Raw genomic sequence first — 17647 nt, forward strand, 5'->3', positions numbered from 1 at the left:
TTTCGTCGTTCCCGCGATCTAAGTCCCGTTATCCTCAGACGCAACATCCGGGCTGTGGCGATTCTTAGAATCGGCATATTCGCCTGCCATCCCTTGCCGGCGCCGCATCTCAGAGCGCGCGGCATCGTCCCTCCAGTGTGATACCTTTCCCTCATGCCTGCTCCAAGATTCGCCCAGCCGTCCGAAGTGCCGGGGCTCGCCGCACGCCGGGTCGCCGCCGATATTCTGGATGGCGTTCTCGGCAAGCGCCGCACGCTCGACGAACAGCTGGAGGGGCCGGCTGCGCATCCGGGACTGAAGACCCTGGCGGACCGCGACCGCGCGCTGATGCGGCGGCTGGTCGCGACGATTCTGCGCCGGCTCGGCACGCTCGATCATGTACTGGCCCGGATGCTGGATCGCGGTGTGCCGACCGATGCGCCGCGGGCGCGCAGCGCGCTGCTGATCGGCGCCGCGCAGATTCTCTGGATGGACGTGCCGGATCACGCCGCCGTCGATCTGTCGGTGCGGCTGGTGCAGTCCGACCGCCGTGGCGCAAAATATACCGGCCTCGTCAACGCCGTGCTGCGGCGCTGCGCCCGCGAGGGCCAGCCGCTGGTGGACGAGGTCGCCGGCCAGGCGCTGGATGTGCCGCAATGGCTCATGGCGCGCTGGAGCGCGCATTACGGTGAAGACGCCGCGCGCGCCATTGCGGTGGCGATCAGCCATGAGCCGTCGCTCGACATCACGGTCAAATCCGATCCGGCGCATTGGGCCGGCCGGCTGTACGGCGAGATGCTGCCGACCGGCACGGTGCGGACGCTGTTGCAGGGCTCGGTGAAGATGCTGCCGGGCTTCGACGATGGCCAATGGTGGGTGCAGGACGCCGCGGCGGCACTGCCGGCACGGCTGTTCGGCGATCTCGCCGGCAAGGCGGTGGCCGATCTGTGCGCCGCGCCGGGCGGCAAGACCGCCCAACTGGCGCAGGCCGGTGCCCGCGTCAGCGCAATCGACCGCTCGCCCGCCCGCGTCGCGCGGCTGCGCGAAAATCTGGCGCGGCTGTCGCTCGAGGCCGAGACCAGCGTCGCCGACGCCACCGAATGGCGGGCCGATGCGCCCGGCAGTTTCGATGGCGTGCTGGTCGACGCGCCCTGCGCCTCGACCGGTACGATTCGCCGCCATCCCGATGTCGCCTGGCTGAAGCAGGAGGCCGATATCGGCGCGCTGGCGGCGGTGCAGAACCGGTTGCTGCACAAGGCGGCGGCGCTGCTGCGGCCCGGCGGCACGCTGGTGTACTGCACCTGTTCGCTGGAGCCCGAAGAGGGCGAGCAGGCGATCGCCAAGCTGCTCGCCGAGGAGCCGGGCATGCGCCGCGTCCCGGTGGCGCCCGACGAGGTCGCCGGCCTCGCCGAATTCATCACGCCGGAGGGCGATGTGCGGACGCTGCCGTCGCACCTGCCTCATGCCGATCCGCGGCTCGCCGGAGTCGACGGCTTTTACGCGGCGCGGCTGACGAAGTCTCTGTAATCTCTCCGAAAAGCCGGCCGTCCGCAGGCCGCCACACAGCTCCGGAAGTCGTCCGTCCACACTCCGCCCATCGGCAGGGTGTGCGGTGGCCGATTCCGGACTAAAAGGATTCGAAACGAATTTTCGTTAATCCGAGGTTGCTTTGGTTCACAACATCCTTTCGTGTCCGCTGCGCAGATGTCCTCAGAGCTGTTTCCATCAGAGCTGGCTTCATCGACTGCGTCCTGGCGCGCGAAGGTCGTCGACATCTTGCTGAATCTGAACGCCGCTGGTCGACGATCGCACAAAGTCGATGCGGGCCATGAACCGGGAGCCCTAGCACGCGTGTCATCCGTTCACCGCCGAGGGATCTCGAGCCTGGTCGTGGGCCGCTTCGCGCGGACCATGGTGGCGCGTGCGTCCGGCGGCTCGGCGGCGCTGACGCGGCTGTGGCCCGGCCGGACCGACCGGCTGATCATCGCGCCGCACGATCTGCGCACCGCCGACGCCACTCGCGCGGCCGAGATCTATGCGGGCCGCTTCGTGTTCGCCGGCAAGATCGTCACCTCGCACGGCCGCTCGATCTTCGAGATCGAGCCGCCCTCGGATGACTGGGAAGCGGCCCTGTTCGGCTTCGGCTGGCTGCGCCATCTGCGCGCCGCCGACACCGCGATCACCCGCGCCAACGCCCGCTCGCTGGTCGACGACTGGCTCGGCAACATGGCGCGGCATCGCCCGGTCGGCCGGCGTCCGGAAGTCACGGCGCGGCGGGTGATCTCGTTGCTGTCGCAGGCGCCGCTGGTGCTGTCCGACACCGACGGCAAATTCTATCGCCGCTATCTGCGCGGCCTGACCCGTGAGATCCGCGCGCTGCGCCACGCGCTGCTCGACGTTTCGGACGGCGTGCCGCGGCTGCAGGTGACGATCGCGCTGTGCTACGCGGCGTTGTGCCTCGCCAATCAGGCGCGCAATATCCGCGCCGCCACCAAGCGGCTGTCGGAAGAGCTGCAGCGCCAGATCCTGCCGGATGGCGGCCACGTCTCGCGCAACCCCGGCGCGCTGATCGAGCTGCTGATCGACCTTTTGCCGCTGCGCCAGACATTTGCGGCGCGCAATATCGCGCCGCCGCCGGCGCTGCTGAATGCGATCGACCGGATGATGCCGATGCTGCGGTTCTTCCGCCACGGCGACGGCGCCATCGCGCTGTTCAACGGCATGAGCGCCACGCCGTCGGATCTGCTGGCGACGCTGCTGGCCTATGACGACAGTCACGGCACGCCGATGCCGAGTATGCCGCATTCGGGCTATCAGCGGATCGACGCCGGCACCACGCTGGTGATCGTGGATGTCGGCCCGCCGCCGCCGGCGAATGTCAGCCAGGACGCGCATGCCGGCTGCCTGTCGTTCGAACTGTCGTCGGGCGCGTGCCGGATCGTCACCAATTGCGGCATGCCGGGGACCAATCGCGAGAGCTGGCGCGGCTTCGCGCGCTCGACCGCCGCGCATTCCACCGTCACCTGCCACGACACCTCGTCCTGCAGCTTCGTCGAGCGCACGGCGATGAAGAAGCTGTTGCAGGGCGCGCCGATCGTCAGCGGCCCGAGCCAGGTCGAGAACCGCCGCGAGGCGGTGGCGAACGGTGTGCTGCTGACCACCTCGCACGACGGTTATCGCGACCGGTTCGGCGTGCTGCATCAGCGCGTCATCATGGTGAAGCACGACGGCAGCCGGGTCGACGGCGAGGACACGCTGGAGCCGGCGCAGGGCGGCCGCCACCGCGCCGCGCAGGCCGACTACGCGCTGCGCTTCCATCTGCATCCGCAGGTCAAGGCGAGCCGGCTCAGCGACGCCAAGGGCGTGATGCTGGTGCTGCCCAATCGCGAGGTCTGGACCTTCGAGGCGGCCGACGACAAGGTCGATCTCGAGGAGAGCGTTTTCCTGGCCGGCAATGACGGGCCGCGGCGCTCGGCCCAGATCGTGGTCCGGCAGAATTCGATCGAGGCCCCCAACGTGCGCTGGAGCTTCGTCCGCTCCAATTCCTCGCCGCAGGCCACCAGCGCCCGCCGCGCCGCGCGCCGCGAGCCGGAGCTGCCGCTCTAGATTTCCCGATGGTATTTCCTCACTGTCCGGGGTAGCCGTTGCCTCTTTGAGGGCCGGGCACCGGTCGGGCAAGCGAGTGAGCATGGCAGACGGCATTCAGGCCGACATCGATGCGGTGCAGCGGATCGACGCCGTCCCGCTGATTCTGGAAGTCGTCTGCCGCACCACCGGGATGGGGTTCGCCGCCGTCGCGCGCGTCACCGATAGCCGGTGGGTGTGCTGCGCGGTGCGCGACGAGATCGAGTTCGGCCTGGTCCCGGGCGGTGAACTTCAGGTCGAGACCACGATCTGCCACGAAATCCGCCAGAGCCATCAGGCGGTGGTGATCGACCATGTGGCCGAGGATGCGGTGTTTCAGAGTCATCACACGCCGGCCCAATACGGTTTCCAGAGCTACATCTCGATGCCGATCATGCGGGCGAACGGCGAGATGTTCGGCACGCTGTGCGCGATCGACCCGCGGCCGGCGCGGCTGAACACGCCGCACACCATCGCCACCTTCAAGCTGTTCGCCGAACTGATCGGCACGCATCTCGACGCGCTCGATCGCCTGCAGACCTCGGAAGCGCACCTGCTCGATGAACGCCAGACCGCCGAACTGCGCGAGCAGTTCATTGCGGTGCTCGGCCACGATCTGCGCAACCCGTTGGCGGCGATCGACGCCGGCACGCGCGTGCTGGAGAAAGCGCCGGCGCGCGCCCCGGAAGTCCTCGGTCTGATGCGCAACGCGGTGGCGCGGATGTCGGGGCTCATCGACGACGTGATGGATTTCGCGCGCGGTCGGCTCGGCGACGGGCTGTCGCTGCGCAACCAGTCGTTGCAGCCGCTGCTGCCGCTCGTCGAACAGGTCGTTTCCGAACTGCGCGCGACCGCGCCCGATCGCGACATCGAGCTGCATGCCGATCTCGCCGTCCCGGTGAGCTGCGACGCCGGCCGGATCGCGCAGCTGTTGTCCAACCTGCTCGCCAATGCGGTGACCTATGGGGCGCCGGATCAGCCGGTCCGCGTCGTGGCCCGCTCCGACGCCGAGCTGTTCGAACTGTCGGTCAGCAATGCCGGCGAGCCGATCCCGGCTCCGGCATTGAAGCGGCTGTTTCAGCCGTTCTATCGCGGCGAGGTCGAGCCGGCGAAGCAGGGGCTCGGCCTCGGCCTGTACATCGCCTCGGAGATCGCCCGCGCCCATGGCGGCACGCTGTCGGCGACCTCGACCCCTCAGGAAACCCGCTTCGTCTTCAGCATGCCGGTGCGCTGACGCGGGCATCCGCGTGCGACGCAGGCCCGACCTGCGCCGTCAGCGACCTTGGTCGCCGTTGTCGCCACCGGCGAAAACTGCTAACCAGACGGCGTTTCGCGCGACTGGCGACCAAGGATGGAGCACCATCGGGGAGCGCGGAATGGATCTGCCGCGCGCCTGGGCACAGCTTTCCTAACGACACAGGATCTTGCCCCATGACCCAGACTCCCCGCCGCGTCACCCGCGCATTGCTGTCCGTTTCCGACAAGACCGGTCTGATCGATTTCGCCCGCGCGCTCGCGGGCCACGGCGTCGAACTGGTCTCGACCGGCGGCACCGCCAAGGCGATCGCCGCCGCCGGCCTGCCGGTGAAGGACGTCTCCGAGCTGACCGGCTTCCCCGAGATGATGGACGGCCGGGTCAAGACGCTGCATCCGAAGGTGCATGGCGGCCTGCTGGCGATCCGCGACAACGACGAGCACAAGCAGGCGATGGCCGCGCACGGCATCCCGCAGATCGATCTGCTGGTGGTGAATCTGTATCCGTTCGAGGCCACCGTCGACAAAGGCGCCGGCTACGAAGACTGCATCGAGAACATCGACATCGGCGGCCCGGCGATGATCCGCGCCGCCGCCAAGAACCACGACGACGTCGCGGTGGTGGTCGAGGCCAATGATTACCAGGCGGTGCTCGACGAACTGACTGCGAACAAGGGCGCGACGACGCTGACCCTGCGCAAGCGCCTCGCCGCCAAGGCCTATGCGCGCACGGCCGCTTATGATGCGGCGATCTCCAACTGGTTCGCGCTGCAGCTCGAGCTTGAGGCCCCGGATTTCCGCGCCATCGGCGGCCGGCTGATCCAGTCGCTGCGCTACGGCGAAAACCCCCACCAGACCGCGGCGTTCTACGCCACGCCGGAGAAGCGCCCCGGCGTCGCCACCGCGCGCCAGGTGCAGGGCAAGGAGCTGTCCTACAACAACATCAACGACACCGACGCCGCCTATGAGGCCGTCGGCGAGTTCGACGCCAAGCGCACAGCGGCCTGCGTCATCGTCAAGCACGCCAATCCCTGCGGCGTCGCCGAGGGATCGAGCCTGCTCGACGCGTATCACAAGGCGCTGGCCTGCGATTCCGTGTCCGCGTTCGGCGGCATCGTCGCGCTCAACCGTACGCTCGACGCCGAAGCGGCGCGCGCCATCACCGAGATCTTCACCGAAGTGATCATCGCGCCGGACGCCACCGACGAGGCGATCGCGATCGTCGCGGCGAAGAAGAACCTGCGTCTGCTGCTGGCAGGCAGCCTGCCCGATCCGCGCGCCAACGGCCTCACTTACAAGACCGTCGCCGGCGGCCTGCTGGTGCAGTCGCGTGACAATGCGGTGGTGGACGACATGGCGCTGAAGGTCGTGACCAAGCGGCAGCCGACCGAAGCCGAACTGCGCGATCTGAAATTCGCGTTCCGCGTCGGCAAGCACGTCAAGTCGAACACGATCATCTACGCCAAGGATCTCGCCACCGTCGGCATCGGCGCCGGGCAGATGAGCCGTGTCGACTCCGCCCGCATCGCCGCCCGCAAGGCGCAGGATGCGGCCGAGGCGATGAAGCTCGCCGCGCCGATGACCAAGGGCTCGGTGGTCGCCTCCGACGCGTTCTTCCCGTTCGCCGACGGCATGCTGGCCTGCATCGAAGCCGGCGCCACCGCGGTGATCCAGCCCGGCGGCTCGGTGCGCGACGACGAAGTGATCAAGGCCGCCGACGACGCCGGCATCGCCATGGTGTTCACCGGCACCCGGCACTTCCGGCACTGACGCGTTCAGGCGACTGAGCGAAGTTCCACAGTCGTCTGAAGCAGCTGTCGCAAGCTCAGAGTCGTCATCCTGAGGTGCGCGCGTAGCGCGCCTCGAAGGATGCGGCCACGGTATTTGTGGCCCATCCTTCGAGGCCCACCAGCCCGCGCATAGCGCGGCCCGGTGGGCACCTCAGGATGACGCAGAGTGCGTAGCAGCAGCCCAACGATCGCCATCCCGCTAGCTGATCAAGCCGCCGCACCTTCCTGCTGAGCGTCGCGACGTGTCGTTAGTCGACTCGCCACTGCGTCGGCCAGCTCGTGCAGCACCGTCTCGGTGGTCGCCCAGTCGATGCAGCCGTCGGTGATGCTCTGGCCGTATTGCAGTGGCCGGCCCGGCACGACGTCCTGCCGCCCGGCGACCAGGTTGCTTTCGATCATCACGCCGATGATGCGGTCATCGCCCGCCGCGAGCTGCCGCCCGATGTCGGCCGTCACCTTCGGCTGATTGTCCGGCTGCTTGCTGCTGTTGGCGTGGCTGGCGTCGATCATCAGGCGCGGCGCCAGACCGTTCTTGCCGAGCACCGCCGCAGCGGCGTCCACGCTCGCGGCATCGTAGTTCGGCGTCACGCCGCCGCGCAGGATGACGTGGCAGTCGCTGTTGCCGGTGGTGGCCGCGATGGCGTTGCGGCCGCGCTTGGTCACCGCCATGAAATGATGCGGCTGCGCGGCGGACCTCACCGCCTCTGCGGCGATCCGGACATTGCCGTCGGTGCCGTTCTTGAAGCCGATCGGGCACGACAGACCGGACGCCAGTTCGCGGTGGATCTGGCTCTCGGTGGTGCGGGCGCCGATCGCCCCCCAGGCGACCAGATCGGCGATGTATTGCGGCGTGATCAGGTCGAGGAATTCGGTGGCTGCGGGCAGGCCGAGATTGTTCACGGCCGCCAGCACATGGCGCGCGAGCCGCAGCCCCTTGTCGATCCGGAAGCTGCCGTCGAGGTCGGGGTCGTTGATCAACCCTTTCCAGCCCACCGTGGTGCGTGGCTTTTCGAAATACACCCGCATCACGATCTCGAGCCGGTCGGCCAAGGTCTCGCGCAGCGCCGCCAGACGGCTGGCATAGTCCAAGGCCGCGGCCGGATCGTGAATCGAACAGGGGCCGACCACGACGAGCAGCCGGTCGTCGGCACCGGTCAGGATGGCGTGAATCGCGCTGCGGCTCGCCGCAACGGTGCGCGTCGCGGTCAGCGTACGCGGAATCTCGCCCATGACTTCGTCGGGCGTACTCAGTTCGGTGATCTTCTGCAGGCGAAGGTCGTCGGTGGTGGTCAACACGGCAGTCTGCTCCTTGTGAGGGAGACCTGCCGGCTCAAACGAAAAAGCCGCCAGGTCTGGCGGCTTTTCGGACTTCGATGCTTCAATCTTCAGATCGAGCGAAATCCTCCCGCCGCCAGCGAGCTGCTAAAATAGAAGTACCAGGACGAGGCGGCCGAGTGGATCATGCGGCTCATATAGACCAAGCCGGCGCGTTTGTCCACGGACGGGGTTTCAGACGTCCGCCGAGGGCCGGACCCGGGTCAGCAGCGCCAGTCCGGCGACGAAGAATATAACCAGCACCGCCATGCCGGCCTTCTGGCTCGCGGTGATCGCCGTGACGCTGGCGATCAGCAGCGGGCCGATAAAGGACGTCACCTTGCCGGTGAGGGCGAACAGGCCGAAATACTGCGCGATGCGGTCGCGCGGCGCGATCCGGATCAACAGCGTGCGCGACGCCGCCTGCAACGGACCGCCGGCGATGCCGATCAGGCAGCCGAGCAGCAAATAAGCGCGCTCGGCCGGCGCGGCGAACAGCGCGCCGCCAGGCTGCGGCGGTGTCACTTCGACAAACACGATATGCGACGGATCGATCAGCAGGATGCCGGCGATCGCGATCAGCAGCAGCACCATCGAGCCGGCGATCACTCGCTTGGAGCCGAGCGCATCGTCGAGCCGGCCGCCGATGAAGGCGCCGAAGGTCGCGGCGATCGCCAGGATCACGCCGAAGCTGCCGATCTGGATGGTGTTCCAGCCGAAGGTGCCGGTGGCGTAGATGCCACCGAACGCGAACAGCGAGACGAGCCCGTCGGTGTAGATCATGTTGGCGAGCAGGAAGGTGGCGAGCGAGCGCCGGCGCGGCAGATCGCGCAGCGTCTCGCGGAGTTCGCGCAGGCCCTCGCGCACCGCGGCTCGCGCTTTCAGCTTCGCGGGAAAATCCGGCGTCAGCAGAAACATCGGCAGCACGAACACCACGAACCAGATGCCGGTGAGCGGTCCGCTGATGCGGTCGCCTTCGTGCGTCGCCGGATCGAGGCCGAACAGCGGTGTGAAGCCGAGCAATGTTTTGCCGCTGTCCGGGCTCGCCGCCAGGAAGCCGAGTACCAGGATCAGCGACAGGATGCCGCCGACATAACCGGTCGCCCAGCCGGTGCCTGATAAGCGGCCGATCTTTTCGGGCGGGACGAGATTCGGCATCATCGCGTTGTTGAACACGGTGGCGAATTCGACCCCGACGGTGGCGAGCGCATAGGCGATCAGCAGCGGCAGGATCAGATGCGAATCGCCCGGCTTGCCGAACCACATCAGGCACGAGCCGATCACCAGCAGCGCGCCGAACAGCGCGATCCACGGCTTGCGCCGGCCGCTGGCATCGGCGACCGCGCCGAGCACCGGCGAGGCCAGTGCGATCAGCAAGCCGCTCGCCGCGGTGGCGAAGCCCCACCAGGATTGTCCGGTGGCCGGATCGGGCGCGACGTAAGTGACGAAATAGGGCGCGAAGATGAAGGTGGTGATCAGCGTGAAGTAAGGCTGCGCCGCCCAGTCGAACAAGATCCAGCCGAGCACGGCGGGGCGCGACGGATAGGTTCGCGGCGCAGTGTCCGGTGCACTCTCCGCGACGATCGATGACGCCATCTTGTTCCGTTCCTGCTGCGCCGGGATTTGGCCGGCCCGGCCAATCCCTATAGGATTCGCCGGCGCGGAGCAGCCTGCACCCGCGTCCCCGGAACCCGAAATGAGCAGCATGACGTTTCTTCATCGCACAATCGTGACGGCGTGGACCATCGCCGCGCTGAGCTTCGCGCCCATCGCCGCGTCCGCGCAGGACATGCGCGGCGGCGCGCTGCGCGATCCCGCCTCCGCTAAGGCGGTGGTCGCCCGGCACGGCATGGTGGTGGCGCAGGAGAAGCTCGCGGCCGAAGTCGGCGCGAAGTTTCTCGCGCGCGGCGGCAATGCGGTCGATGCCGCGGTGGCGACCGGCTTCGCGATGGCGGTGACCTATCCGCGCGCCGGCAATCTCGGCGGCGGCGGCTTCATGGTGATCCACTCAACGGCGAAGAATGAGGACGTCGCGATCGACTATCGCGAGACCGCCCCGCAGGCGGCGACGCAGGACATGTTCCTGACGGACGGCAAGCCCGACGCCGACAAGTCGCGCAAATCCGCGCTCGGCATCGGCGTGCCCGGCACAGTGGCGGGCCTGGCGCTGGCGCTCGACAAATACGGCTCGGGCAAGTTCACGCTGCGCGACGTGCTGCAGCCGGCGATCGAACTCGCGCGTGATGGCTTCATCATCGCCGATGACAATGCCGATACGTTTCCGCAATGGCACGCCTGGCTGTCGCGCTGGCCGTCGACGCAGAAGGTGCTGGCGCGCCCGGACGGTTCGGCGCTGCAGGACGGCGACCGGCTGAGGCAGCCCGATCTCGCGATGACGCTGCAGGCGATCGCCGACAAGGGGACAGACGGCTTCTATCGCGGCGAAGTCGCGGATAAACTCGCGCGCAGCATCCGCGAGGCCGGCGGGTTGATCACCACCGACGATCTCGCCAACTATCAGGCGGTGCTGCGCAAGCCGGTGCGCGGCAGCTATCGCGGCTACGACATCGTGGCGATGCCGCTGCCGTCGTCCGGCGGCGTGGTGCTGATCGAGACGCTGAACATCCTCGAAGGCTTCGCGATGCAGGACTACGCGCAGGGCAGCGCCCCGTCGCTGCATCTGCTGATCGAAGCGATGAAACGCGCTTACGCCGACCGCGCCCGCTATCTCGGCGATCCGGCGTTCAGCGATGCGCCGACCGCGAAGCTGCTGTCGAAGGACTACGCGGCGACGCTGCGCAAGGGCATCGACCTCACGCGCGCGACGCCGGCGGCCGACGCGGTGTCGCAGCCCAGGGAGGGCGAGAACACCACGCATTATTCGGTCGCGGACGATCAGGGCAATGCGGTCAGCAACACCTACACGCTGAACTTCAGCTACGGCGTCGGGCTGATTGCCGACGGCACCGGCGTGCTGCTCAACAACGAACTCGACGATTTCACCGCGGCGCCGGGCGCGTCGAATGCCTACGGCCTCGTCGGCTTCGCCGCCAATCTGCCGGCGCCGGGCAAGCGGCCGCTGTCGTCGATGTCGCCGACCATCGTGCTGCAGGACGGCAAGCCGGTGCTGGTCACCGGTTCGCCGGGCGGCAGCCGCATCATCTCGGCGACCCTGCAGGTGATCGTCGATGTGCTCGATTATCGCATGAACGTCGCCGCCGCGGTCGCCGCGCCCCGGCTGCATCATCAATGGATGCCGGACGAAGTCCGCGTCGAAACCGGCTTCCCGGACGCGACCCTCGACGCGCTCCGCGCGATGGGCCACCGCATCGCCGTCCCGCTCGGCCAGACCTCGACCAATACGATCTTCATCGACGCCGCAGGCTTCCACGGCGCCCCGGATCCGAGGACGCGTGGCGCAACGGCGGCGGGGAATTAGTTGGTCTCAGTGAGACATTGGAAGAAAGCCTCTCCCCGCGCGAGGCGCGCTCCCTCTCCTGCCTGCGGGAGAGGGCTGGGGTGAGGGCGCCCCAGGCAGAGAGCTGACGACTTGCTCAAGAAGGCTCGAAGCACGAGCTGCGGCTCGCGGCTGTCCCTCACCCCAACCCTCCCCCGCAAGCGGGGGAGGGAGCTCGTCGGGTGTGCGGCGAGGGCTTCGGCTTACAGGAGTCGCCAACGCCTGCCCGCAAGCGGATGCAGCGGCGCTCTGCTAATCTGTCCGGTGATTTCGACTGGGCGACGAGGAGACGACCATGGCTTCACTAAAAGGCAAGACGCTGTTCATCACCGGCGCGAGCCGGGGCATTGGGCTCGCGATCGCGCTGCGGGCGGCGCGGGACGGGGCCAATATCGCCATCGCGGCCAAGACGGCCGAGCCGCATCCGAAGCTGCAAGGCACGATCTACACGGCGGCCGACGAGATCCGCGCCGCCGGCGGCAAGGCGCTGCCGCTGGTCTGCGATATCCGCGACGAGACGCAGGTGATCGACGCGATCAACCAGACGGTCGCGGAGTTCGGTGGGCTCGACGTTTGCGTCAACAATGCCAGCGCGATCAGCCTGACCAATTCCCAGGCGACCGACATGAAGCGCTACGACCTGATGACCGGCATCAACACCCGCGGCACCTTCATGGTGTCGAAATATTGCATTCCGCATCTGAAGAAGGCCGACAATCCGCACATCCTGATGCTGTCGCCGCCGCTCGACATGAAGCCGAAATGGTTCGCTGCCTCGACCGCCTATACGCTCGCAAAGTTCGGCATGAGCATGGTGGTGCTCGGCTTGTCGGCCGAGCTGAAGAGCGCGGGCGTCGCCGTCAACGCGCTGTGGCCGCGCACCACCATCGCCACCGCGGCGGTCGGCAATCTGCTCGGCGGCGACGCGATGATGCGCGCCAGCCGCACGCCGGAGATCATGGGCGACGCGGCCTACGCGATTCTCACCAAGCCGTCGCGCGACTTCACCGGCCAGTTCTGCATCGACGACAAGGTGCTGTTCGAGGCCGGCGTCACCGACTTCGAACGCTACCGCGTCGATCCGACCACACAACTGATGTCCGACTTCTTCGTCCCCGACGACGACGTCCCCCCGCCCGGCGTCAAGGTGACGCCGCTGCCGATGGGGTAGGGCGACCTGGTGTAGTTAGCTCTCTCTCCCCAAGCACAGCGCGCCCCCTCTCCCGCTTGCGGGAGAGGGTTGGGGTGAGGGCGACGCAAGCAACCACCTCTCGATGTCGATGAAGGGAAGTGGCGGCAAGTGCTGTGCCTGGGGCGCCCTCACCCCGCCCTCTCCCGCAAGCGGGAGAGGGAGCAGGCTGTGCTCGGCGTACGCGATTATTGCTTGAAGCGAGACTGTCCGCCTCTATAGAATCTGTTCCTTACGCCTTGCCGATCTCATACGGCCCGCCCTTGTCCAGCGCGCGTTGATACGCGGGGCGGGCGTGGATGGTGGCGAGCCAGGCGGTCGCCTTGGGATAGCGCGCGTCCAATCCGCCGCGCGAGGCGGCGGCTTCGAGCGGGAAGCTCATCTGGATGTCGGCGGCGGTGAAATCGGCGCCGGCGAAGTAATCGCTCTTCGACAGTTCGCTTTCCCAGAACGCCATGTGCTGCTTGAGCTGCGGATCGACGAACCCGGTCAGCGCGCCGGTCGCGACCGCCTTCACCAAAGGACGCAGCAGGAACGGCGCGCGCTGCGGCATCATCGTGAACAGCAGCTTGAGCAGCAGCGGCGGCATCGCCGAGCCTTCGGCGTAGTGCAGCCAATAGGTGTAGCGCAGCCGCTCCGGCGTCTTCGGCGGCGGGATCAGCCGGCCGTCGCCGTAGGTGTCGATGATGTACTCGATGATCGCGCCGGATTCGGCGATGGTGGCGCCGTTGTCGGTGATCACCGGGGATTTGCCGAGCGGATGCACCGCGCGCAATTCCTTCGGCGCCATCATGTCGGGCTGGCGCTGATAGCGCTTGATCTCGTAGGGCACGCCCAGCTCTTCCAGCAGCCAGAGCACGCGTTGCGAACGTGAATTGTTGAGATGGTGGACGGTGAGCATATTGGTGCGGACCTCGCGCGGCATCTTGGTCCGCGTTCATAGCGCGAAACCGCGCGCCGCGGATGACGATTTCGGCGGCAGGCGCTGCCCCGGCGCGCCGCGCGTCAGAGCGGACGGGCGCCGAGCTGCTCGCGCCAATGCGCCGCGCGGTCCTTGAGCTGGTTGTCGCGCAGATAGCGATCCTCGTCCGGCTCGAACACTTCCAGCGTTTCCAGCGCGAAGGCGTCGGCGCCGTGCGCGGCCCAGGCCTGCTGCAACTCGCGGTTGGGATGGCTGCCTTGCCGCAGCGTGAACCAGATCTTGTTGTGCACCGTGTCGGGATTGAGCGTCGGCCCGATCCATACCGCGTCGGCCGCCGCGCAGCGCAGCGCGAAGATCGCGGCTTTCGGCTTGCGCTCCTTGTAGGCGTTGATCGCCGCCTTGCGGTCGAGCTTGGTCATGGTGGTCCTTCTGCGTCTCTGTGCGCCGCCGTCCGTAGCAGGCAAAGACGGGGCTTGTCAATTTTACCCGGATAAAATATTGGGGGTCATTCGCAGGGAGACGATGCGCATGACCAGCCACGCCATAGGCCCCTACGTCGCCTTTCACGGCGACCGCCTGCTCGCCGAGGGCGACCTCCACGGCGTGGTGTCGGCGATCAAGCCGCTGGTCGATCGCGGCGAACCGGGCGTGCTGGTGTTCGACGCCCGCTCGCAGCAGATCGACTTCGATCTGCGCGGCACGCTGGCCGAGGTGCTGGCGCGGTTGCCGGTCGATCCGCCGCCGGCCGATGAGCCTGTGCGCGATGGCGACGCGCCGCGGGGGCGGGGGCGGCCGAAGCTCGGCGTGGTGGCGCGCGAGGTAACGCTGCTGCCGCGGCACTGGGAATGGCTCGGCCAGCAGCGCGGTGGCGCCTCGGTGGCGCTGCGCCGGCTGGTCGACGATGCGCGCCGTGCGTCGGCCGACGCCGATCGGATCCGCGCCGCGCAAGAAGCCGCGCATCGCTTCATGACGGTGATGGCCGGCGATCGGCCCGACTACGAGGAGGCGGCGCGCGCGCTGTTCGCCGGCGACAGCGCAAAGTTCGCGCGCTGCACGGCGACGTGGCCGGTCGACATTCGCGATCATGCGCGCCGGCTGGCGCAGCCGGCGTGGCCGACGCCGGGTTGATTGCGCCGCACCGACCCGCTAGGCTGCGATGGCATGATGGAAATCATATAAGGCGCCTCGCAGCGCGCCGCCGGAGGAGACCATGCCCACACCCGCCCCGCAATTCCTGTTCGATTTCGGCAGCCCCAACGCGTTTCTGGCGCATGAGGCGATCCCGGCGATCGAGCAGCGCATCGGCGCCAGGTTCGACTACGTGCCGGTGCTGCTCGGCGGCATCTTCAAGGCCACCAACAACAAGTCGCCGGCCGAGACGCTCGCCGGCATCAAGAACAAGCGCGAATTCCACGCGCTCGAGACCGAGCGTTTCGTCAGGCGCTACGCGGTCAAGCCCTATGTCTGGAATCCGCACTTCCCGGTCAACACGCTGAACCTGATGCGCGCCGCCGTCGCGGCGCAGCTCGACGGCGTGTTCGAGAAGTATGTGGAAGCCGCATTCCACCACATGTGGGTGGAGCCGAAGAAGATGGACGATCTGGAGACGGCGGTGGCGTCGCTGAATGCGTCGGGCCTCGACGGCAAGGCGCTGCTGACCCGCGCGCAGGAGCCGGAGGTGAAAGCCAAGCTGATCGCCAACACCGAAGACGCGGTGCAGCGCGGCGCGTTCGGCTCGCCGACCTTCTTCGTCGGCAAGGAGATGTTCTTCGGCAAAGAACAGCTGCGCGACGTCGAGGACATTTACGGCTAGCCTCAATCGACCTCTCCACTCATTGCGAAGAGCGAAGCGACGAAGCAATCCAGTCGCTCGTGGAACGGGCATGGATTGCTTCGCTTCGCTCGCAATGACGGAGCCAGTGGGAGACGCCAACATGACGCCACGCAACGCAACCGTCGCGGTGATCGGGGCCGGGGATTACATCGGCGCGGAGATCGCCAAGAAATTCGCGTCAGAAGGCTTCACGGTGTTCGCCGGCCGGCGCAACGGCGACAAGCTGGCGCCGCTGGTGGCGGAGATCGAAGCCGCCGGCGGCAGGATCGTCGCGCGCTCGCTCGATGCCCGCAAGGAAGACGAAGTGACGGCGTTCCTCAACGATGCCGACGCGCATGCGCCGCTCGAAGTGACGATCTTCAACGTCGGCGCCAACGTCAATTTCCCGATTCTGGAAACGACCGACCGCGTGTTTCGCAAGGTCTGGGAGATGGCATGCTGGGCCGGCTTCGTGTCGGGGCGCGAGTCGGCGCGGCTGATGCTGCCGCGCGGGCAGGGCAAGATCTTCTTCACCGGCGCGACCGCGTCGCTGCGCGGCGGCTCCGGCTACGCCGCCTTCGCCAGCGCCAAGTTCGGCCTGCGCGCGGTGGCGCAGGCGATGGCGCGCGAATTGATGCCGAAGAACATCCACGTTGCGCATCTGATCATCGATTCGGGCGTCGACACCGCCTGGGTCCGCGAGCGCCGCGAGCAGCTGTGGGGCAAGGAAGCGCTCGACAATCCCGACCTGCTGATGCCACCGGCCTCCGTCGCGGGCGCCTATTGGCAGCTCTATCAGCAGCCGAAGAGCGCCTGGACGTTCGAGATGGAAATCAGGCCGTTTGGCGAGAAATGGTGAGCTTCTTCCTTCGGCACGCGCGCATTCGTCGCGGCGCATCGAGGCAACCCCAGGCCACGCACTCGGCGTCTCCGTCATCGCGAGGAGGCGTAGCCGACGAAGCAATCCAGCTCCGTCTACTCCGCTGGATTGCTTCGCGTCGCTCGCAATGACGAGGTGAAGGGCAGCTATGAAGCCGCTGTGCTGGGCGGCCGGCCGACGTGATGCTAAGCCGAGATCCAAACGGGGAGGAGCGGGGATATGCGGATTCTGATCGTCGGCGCGGGCGCCATCGGCGGATACTTTGGCGGGCGGCTGTTGCAGGCGGGGCGGGACGTCACGTTTCTGGTGCGGCCGGGGCGGGCCGCGGAGCTGGCGCGCGACGGTCTCGTCATCAAGAGCCCGAACGGCGACGCGACGATCGCGAATCCACCGGCGCTGCAATCCGCCGCGCTGAAGCCCGATTACGATCTGGTGCTGCTGAGCTGCAAGGCGTTCGATCTCGACGACGCGATCGCCTCGTTCGCCGGCGGCGTCGGGCCGCAGACCGCGGTGCTGCCGCTGCTCAACGGCCTGCGGCATCTCGACGTGCTCGACGCCAGGTTCGGCCGTGACCGCGTGCTCGGCGGCCAATGCGTGATCGCCGCGATGCTGGATGCGCAGCGCCACGTCGTGCAGCTCGCGCCGATGAACGCCATCACGTTCGGCGAACGCGACGGCGGCACCAGCCCGCGCGTGACCGCCATCGCGGCGGCGCTCGGCGCCGCCGGCTTCGACGTCCATGCGTCGCCCGACGTGATGCAGGAGATGTGGGAGAAGTGGGTGTTCCTGGCGTCGCTCGCCGGCTCCACCAGCCTGATGCGGGCGCCGGTCGGCGATATCCTCGCGGCACCGGGCGGCGCCGAGTTCATGCTCGGCGTGGTGGAGGAGATCGGCGCGATCGCCAAAGCCGCCGGCCATCCGCCGCGCGCGCCGTTCATGGAGCGCACCCGCGGCATGCTGCTCGCCGCCGGCTCCAAGCTAACCGCGTCGATGTTCCGCGACATCCAGGCCGGCGCGAAGGTCGAGGCCGATCACGTCATCGGCGACCTGATCGCGCGCGGCGAGGCCGCCGGCCTGCCGGTGGAGCGGCTGCGGGTGATCTACACCCATCTCAAGGCTTACGAGAGCCAACGCGGGTGAGAGGTGCCTCTCAGCTGATACGCCCTCCGACGATCCATCCCTGAATTTCCTCCGTCATGGCCGGGACAAGCCCGGCCCTGACGGGGTGGGTGCGAGTGGCTTTGCCGACAGCGAGGCGCGCACCTTCGATGCGCCCGCCCGCTGCCCGCGCGCAACGATGGGCAACTGGTTATCAGTTGCGTTCGGCGCAACTCATCCCTTGGTCTAAAGCGGCTGTTAAGTGCAGTTGAAAACGCCTCGTACTGGTCCGAGGCGACGCCACGCTACGCGCTTGCTTTGCTGCAC

The 17647-nt window shown here is 67.7% G+C and carries 14 protein-coding genes and 1 riboswitch; of the genes, 10 read left to right on the forward strand and 4 right to left on the reverse strand.

Translation table 11 applies throughout. The features are described from left to right. The first annotated feature begins 153 nt into the window (after positions 1 to 153). The 4 genes from ACFFJ6_RS10195 to purH all read left to right on the forward strand — a co-directional run bounded on the left by ACFFJ6_RS10195 (position 154) and on the right by purH (position 6627). Positions 154 to 1506, forward strand: coding sequence for an RsmB/NOP family class I SAM-dependent RNA methyltransferase (locus ACFFJ6_RS10195; RefSeq protein ID WP_378387177.1), 1353 nt, complete (start codon positions 154 to 156; stop codon positions 1504 to 1506). Positions 1507 to 1830: 324 nt separating this feature from the next. Next, entirely contained in the window at positions 1831 to 3585 is a 1755-nt protein-coding gene (locus tag ACFFJ6_RS10200) for a heparinase II/III family protein (protein WP_378387179.1), read from the forward strand. A gap of 82 nt (positions 3586 to 3667) precedes the next feature. Then, positions 3668 to 4837 (forward strand): GAF domain-containing sensor histidine kinase, encoded by a 1170-nt coding sequence (locus ACFFJ6_RS10205; RefSeq protein WP_378387181.1) that lies wholly within the window; start codon positions 3668 to 3670, stop codon positions 4835 to 4837. Between the two features lie 90 nt (positions 4838 to 4927). Further along, positions 4928 to 5009, forward strand: a riboswitch (ZMP/ZTP riboswitch). A gap of 25 nt (positions 5010 to 5034) precedes the next feature. Continuing rightward, on the forward strand, positions 5035 to 6627 hold the full coding sequence (gene purH, locus ACFFJ6_RS10210) for a bifunctional phosphoribosylaminoimidazolecarboxamide formyltransferase/IMP cyclohydrolase (protein ID WP_378387183.1): 1593 nt from the start codon (positions 5035 to 5037) through the stop codon (positions 6625 to 6627). Between the two features lie 227 nt (positions 6628 to 6854). Here the strand turns inward: purH and ACFFJ6_RS10215 are convergent, their stop codons facing one another. Continuing rightward, complete coding sequence (locus ACFFJ6_RS10215; protein ID WP_378387185.1) at positions 6855 to 7943, reverse strand: 3-deoxy-7-phosphoheptulonate synthase; 1089 nt, start codon at positions 7941 to 7943, stop codon at positions 6855 to 6857. Positions 7944 to 8156: 213 nt separating this feature from the next. After that, a complete protein-coding gene (locus ACFFJ6_RS10220; RefSeq protein WP_378387187.1) occupies positions 8157 to 9557 on the reverse strand; it encodes an MFS transporter in 1401 nt (466 codons plus the stop codon). A 100-nt stretch (positions 9558 to 9657) separates the two neighbouring features. On the opposite strand from ACFFJ6_RS10220, the gene ggt reads away from it, so the two are divergent. Together ggt and ACFFJ6_RS10230 are read left to right on the forward strand one after the other, a co-directional pair. Further along, positions 9658 to 11400: a gamma-glutamyltransferase gene (gene ggt, locus ACFFJ6_RS10225; RefSeq protein ID WP_378387189.1), complete on the forward strand. Its 1743-nt coding sequence runs from the start codon at positions 9658 to 9660 to the stop codon at positions 11398 to 11400. Between the two features lie 313 nt (positions 11401 to 11713). After that, positions 11714 to 12589 carry an SDR family oxidoreductase gene (locus ACFFJ6_RS10230; RefSeq protein WP_378387191.1) on the forward strand — a complete coding sequence of 292 codons (876 nt, stop codon included), beginning with the start codon at positions 11714 to 11716 and terminating at the stop codon, positions 12587 to 12589. A gap of 250 nt (positions 12590 to 12839) precedes the next feature. Here the strand turns inward: ACFFJ6_RS10230 and ACFFJ6_RS10235 are convergent, their stop codons facing one another. Beyond that, positions 12840 to 13508 carry a glutathione S-transferase gene (locus ACFFJ6_RS10235; protein ID WP_378387716.1) on the reverse strand — a complete coding sequence of 223 codons (669 nt, stop codon included), beginning with the start codon at positions 13506 to 13508 and terminating at the stop codon, positions 12840 to 12842. Between the two features lie 104 nt (positions 13509 to 13612). Further along, the gene (locus ACFFJ6_RS10240) at positions 13613 to 13948 is read right to left on the reverse strand and encodes a GIY-YIG nuclease family protein (protein ID WP_378387193.1); all 336 of its coding nucleotides are present in this window, start codon (positions 13946 to 13948) and stop codon (positions 13613 to 13615) included. 109 nt (positions 13949 to 14057) lie between these two features. Between ACFFJ6_RS10240 and ACFFJ6_RS10245 the strand changes: the two genes are divergently transcribed. The 4 genes from ACFFJ6_RS10245 (at position 14058) to panE (ending at position 17362) form a co-directional block, all read left to right on the forward strand. Then, positions 14058 to 14657 (forward strand): DUF2239 family protein, encoded by a 600-nt coding sequence (locus ACFFJ6_RS10245; RefSeq protein WP_378387195.1) that lies wholly within the window; start codon positions 14058 to 14060, stop codon positions 14655 to 14657. 82 nt (positions 14658 to 14739) lie between these two features. Continuing rightward, positions 14740 to 15342 carry a 2-hydroxychromene-2-carboxylate isomerase gene (locus ACFFJ6_RS10250; RefSeq protein WP_378387197.1) on the forward strand — a complete coding sequence of 201 codons (603 nt, stop codon included), beginning with the start codon at positions 14740 to 14742 and terminating at the stop codon, positions 15340 to 15342. A gap of 121 nt (positions 15343 to 15463) precedes the next feature. Next, positions 15464 to 16201, forward strand: coding sequence for an SDR family oxidoreductase (locus ACFFJ6_RS10255; RefSeq protein WP_378387199.1), 738 nt, complete (start codon positions 15464 to 15466; stop codon positions 16199 to 16201). Positions 16202 to 16441: 240 nt separating this feature from the next. After that, positions 16442 to 17362, forward strand: coding sequence for a 2-dehydropantoate 2-reductase (gene panE / locus ACFFJ6_RS10260; protein ID WP_378387201.1), 921 nt, complete (start codon positions 16442 to 16444; stop codon positions 17360 to 17362). Positions 17363 to 17647 lie beyond the last annotated feature (285 nt).

Origin of the sequence: Rhodopseudomonas telluris, assembly GCF_042432815.1 — a bacterium.
Classification (GTDB): domain Bacteria; phylum Pseudomonadota; class Alphaproteobacteria; order Rhizobiales; family Xanthobacteraceae; genus Rhodopseudomonas; species Rhodopseudomonas telluris.

Bases quoted from the DNA above. Each gene is read 5' to 3' on its own strand.
- ACFFJ6_RS10195 (WP_378387177.1), top strand. From the start codon at position 154: ATGCCTGCTCCAAGATTCGCCCAGCCGTCCGAAGTGCCGGGGCTCGCC.
- ACFFJ6_RS10205 (WP_378387181.1), top strand. From the start codon at position 3,668: ATGGCAGACGGCATTCAGGCCGACATCGATGCGGTGCAGCGGATCGAC.
- purH (WP_378387183.1), top strand. From the start codon at position 5,035: ATGACCCAGACTCCCCGCCGCGTCACCCGCGCATTGCTGTCCGTTTCC.
- ACFFJ6_RS10220 (WP_378387187.1), bottom strand. From the start codon at position 9,557: ATGGCGTCATCGATCGTCGCGGAGAGTGCACCGGACACTGCGCCGCGA.
- ggt (WP_378387189.1), top strand. From the start codon at position 9,658: ATGAGCAGCATGACGTTTCTTCATCGCACAATCGTGACGGCGTGGACC.
- ACFFJ6_RS10230 (WP_378387191.1), top strand. From the start codon at position 11,714: ATGGCTTCACTAAAAGGCAAGACGCTGTTCATCACCGGCGCGAGCCGG.
- ACFFJ6_RS10235 (WP_378387716.1), bottom strand. From the start codon at position 13,508: ATGCTCACCGTCCACCATCTCAACAATTCACGTTCGCAACGCGTGCTC.
- ACFFJ6_RS10240 (WP_378387193.1), bottom strand. From the start codon at position 13,948: ATGACCAAGCTCGACCGCAAGGCGGCGATCAACGCCTACAAGGAGCGC.
- ACFFJ6_RS10245 (WP_378387195.1), top strand. From the start codon at position 14,058: ATGACCAGCCACGCCATAGGCCCCTACGTCGCCTTTCACGGCGACCGC.
- ACFFJ6_RS10250 (WP_378387197.1), top strand. From the start codon at position 14,740: ATGCCCACACCCGCCCCGCAATTCCTGTTCGATTTCGGCAGCCCCAAC.
- ACFFJ6_RS10255 (WP_378387199.1), top strand. From the start codon at position 15,464: ATGACGCCACGCAACGCAACCGTCGCGGTGATCGGGGCCGGGGATTAC.
- panE (WP_378387201.1), top strand. From the start codon at position 16,442: ATGCGGATTCTGATCGTCGGCGCGGGCGCCATCGGCGGATACTTTGGC.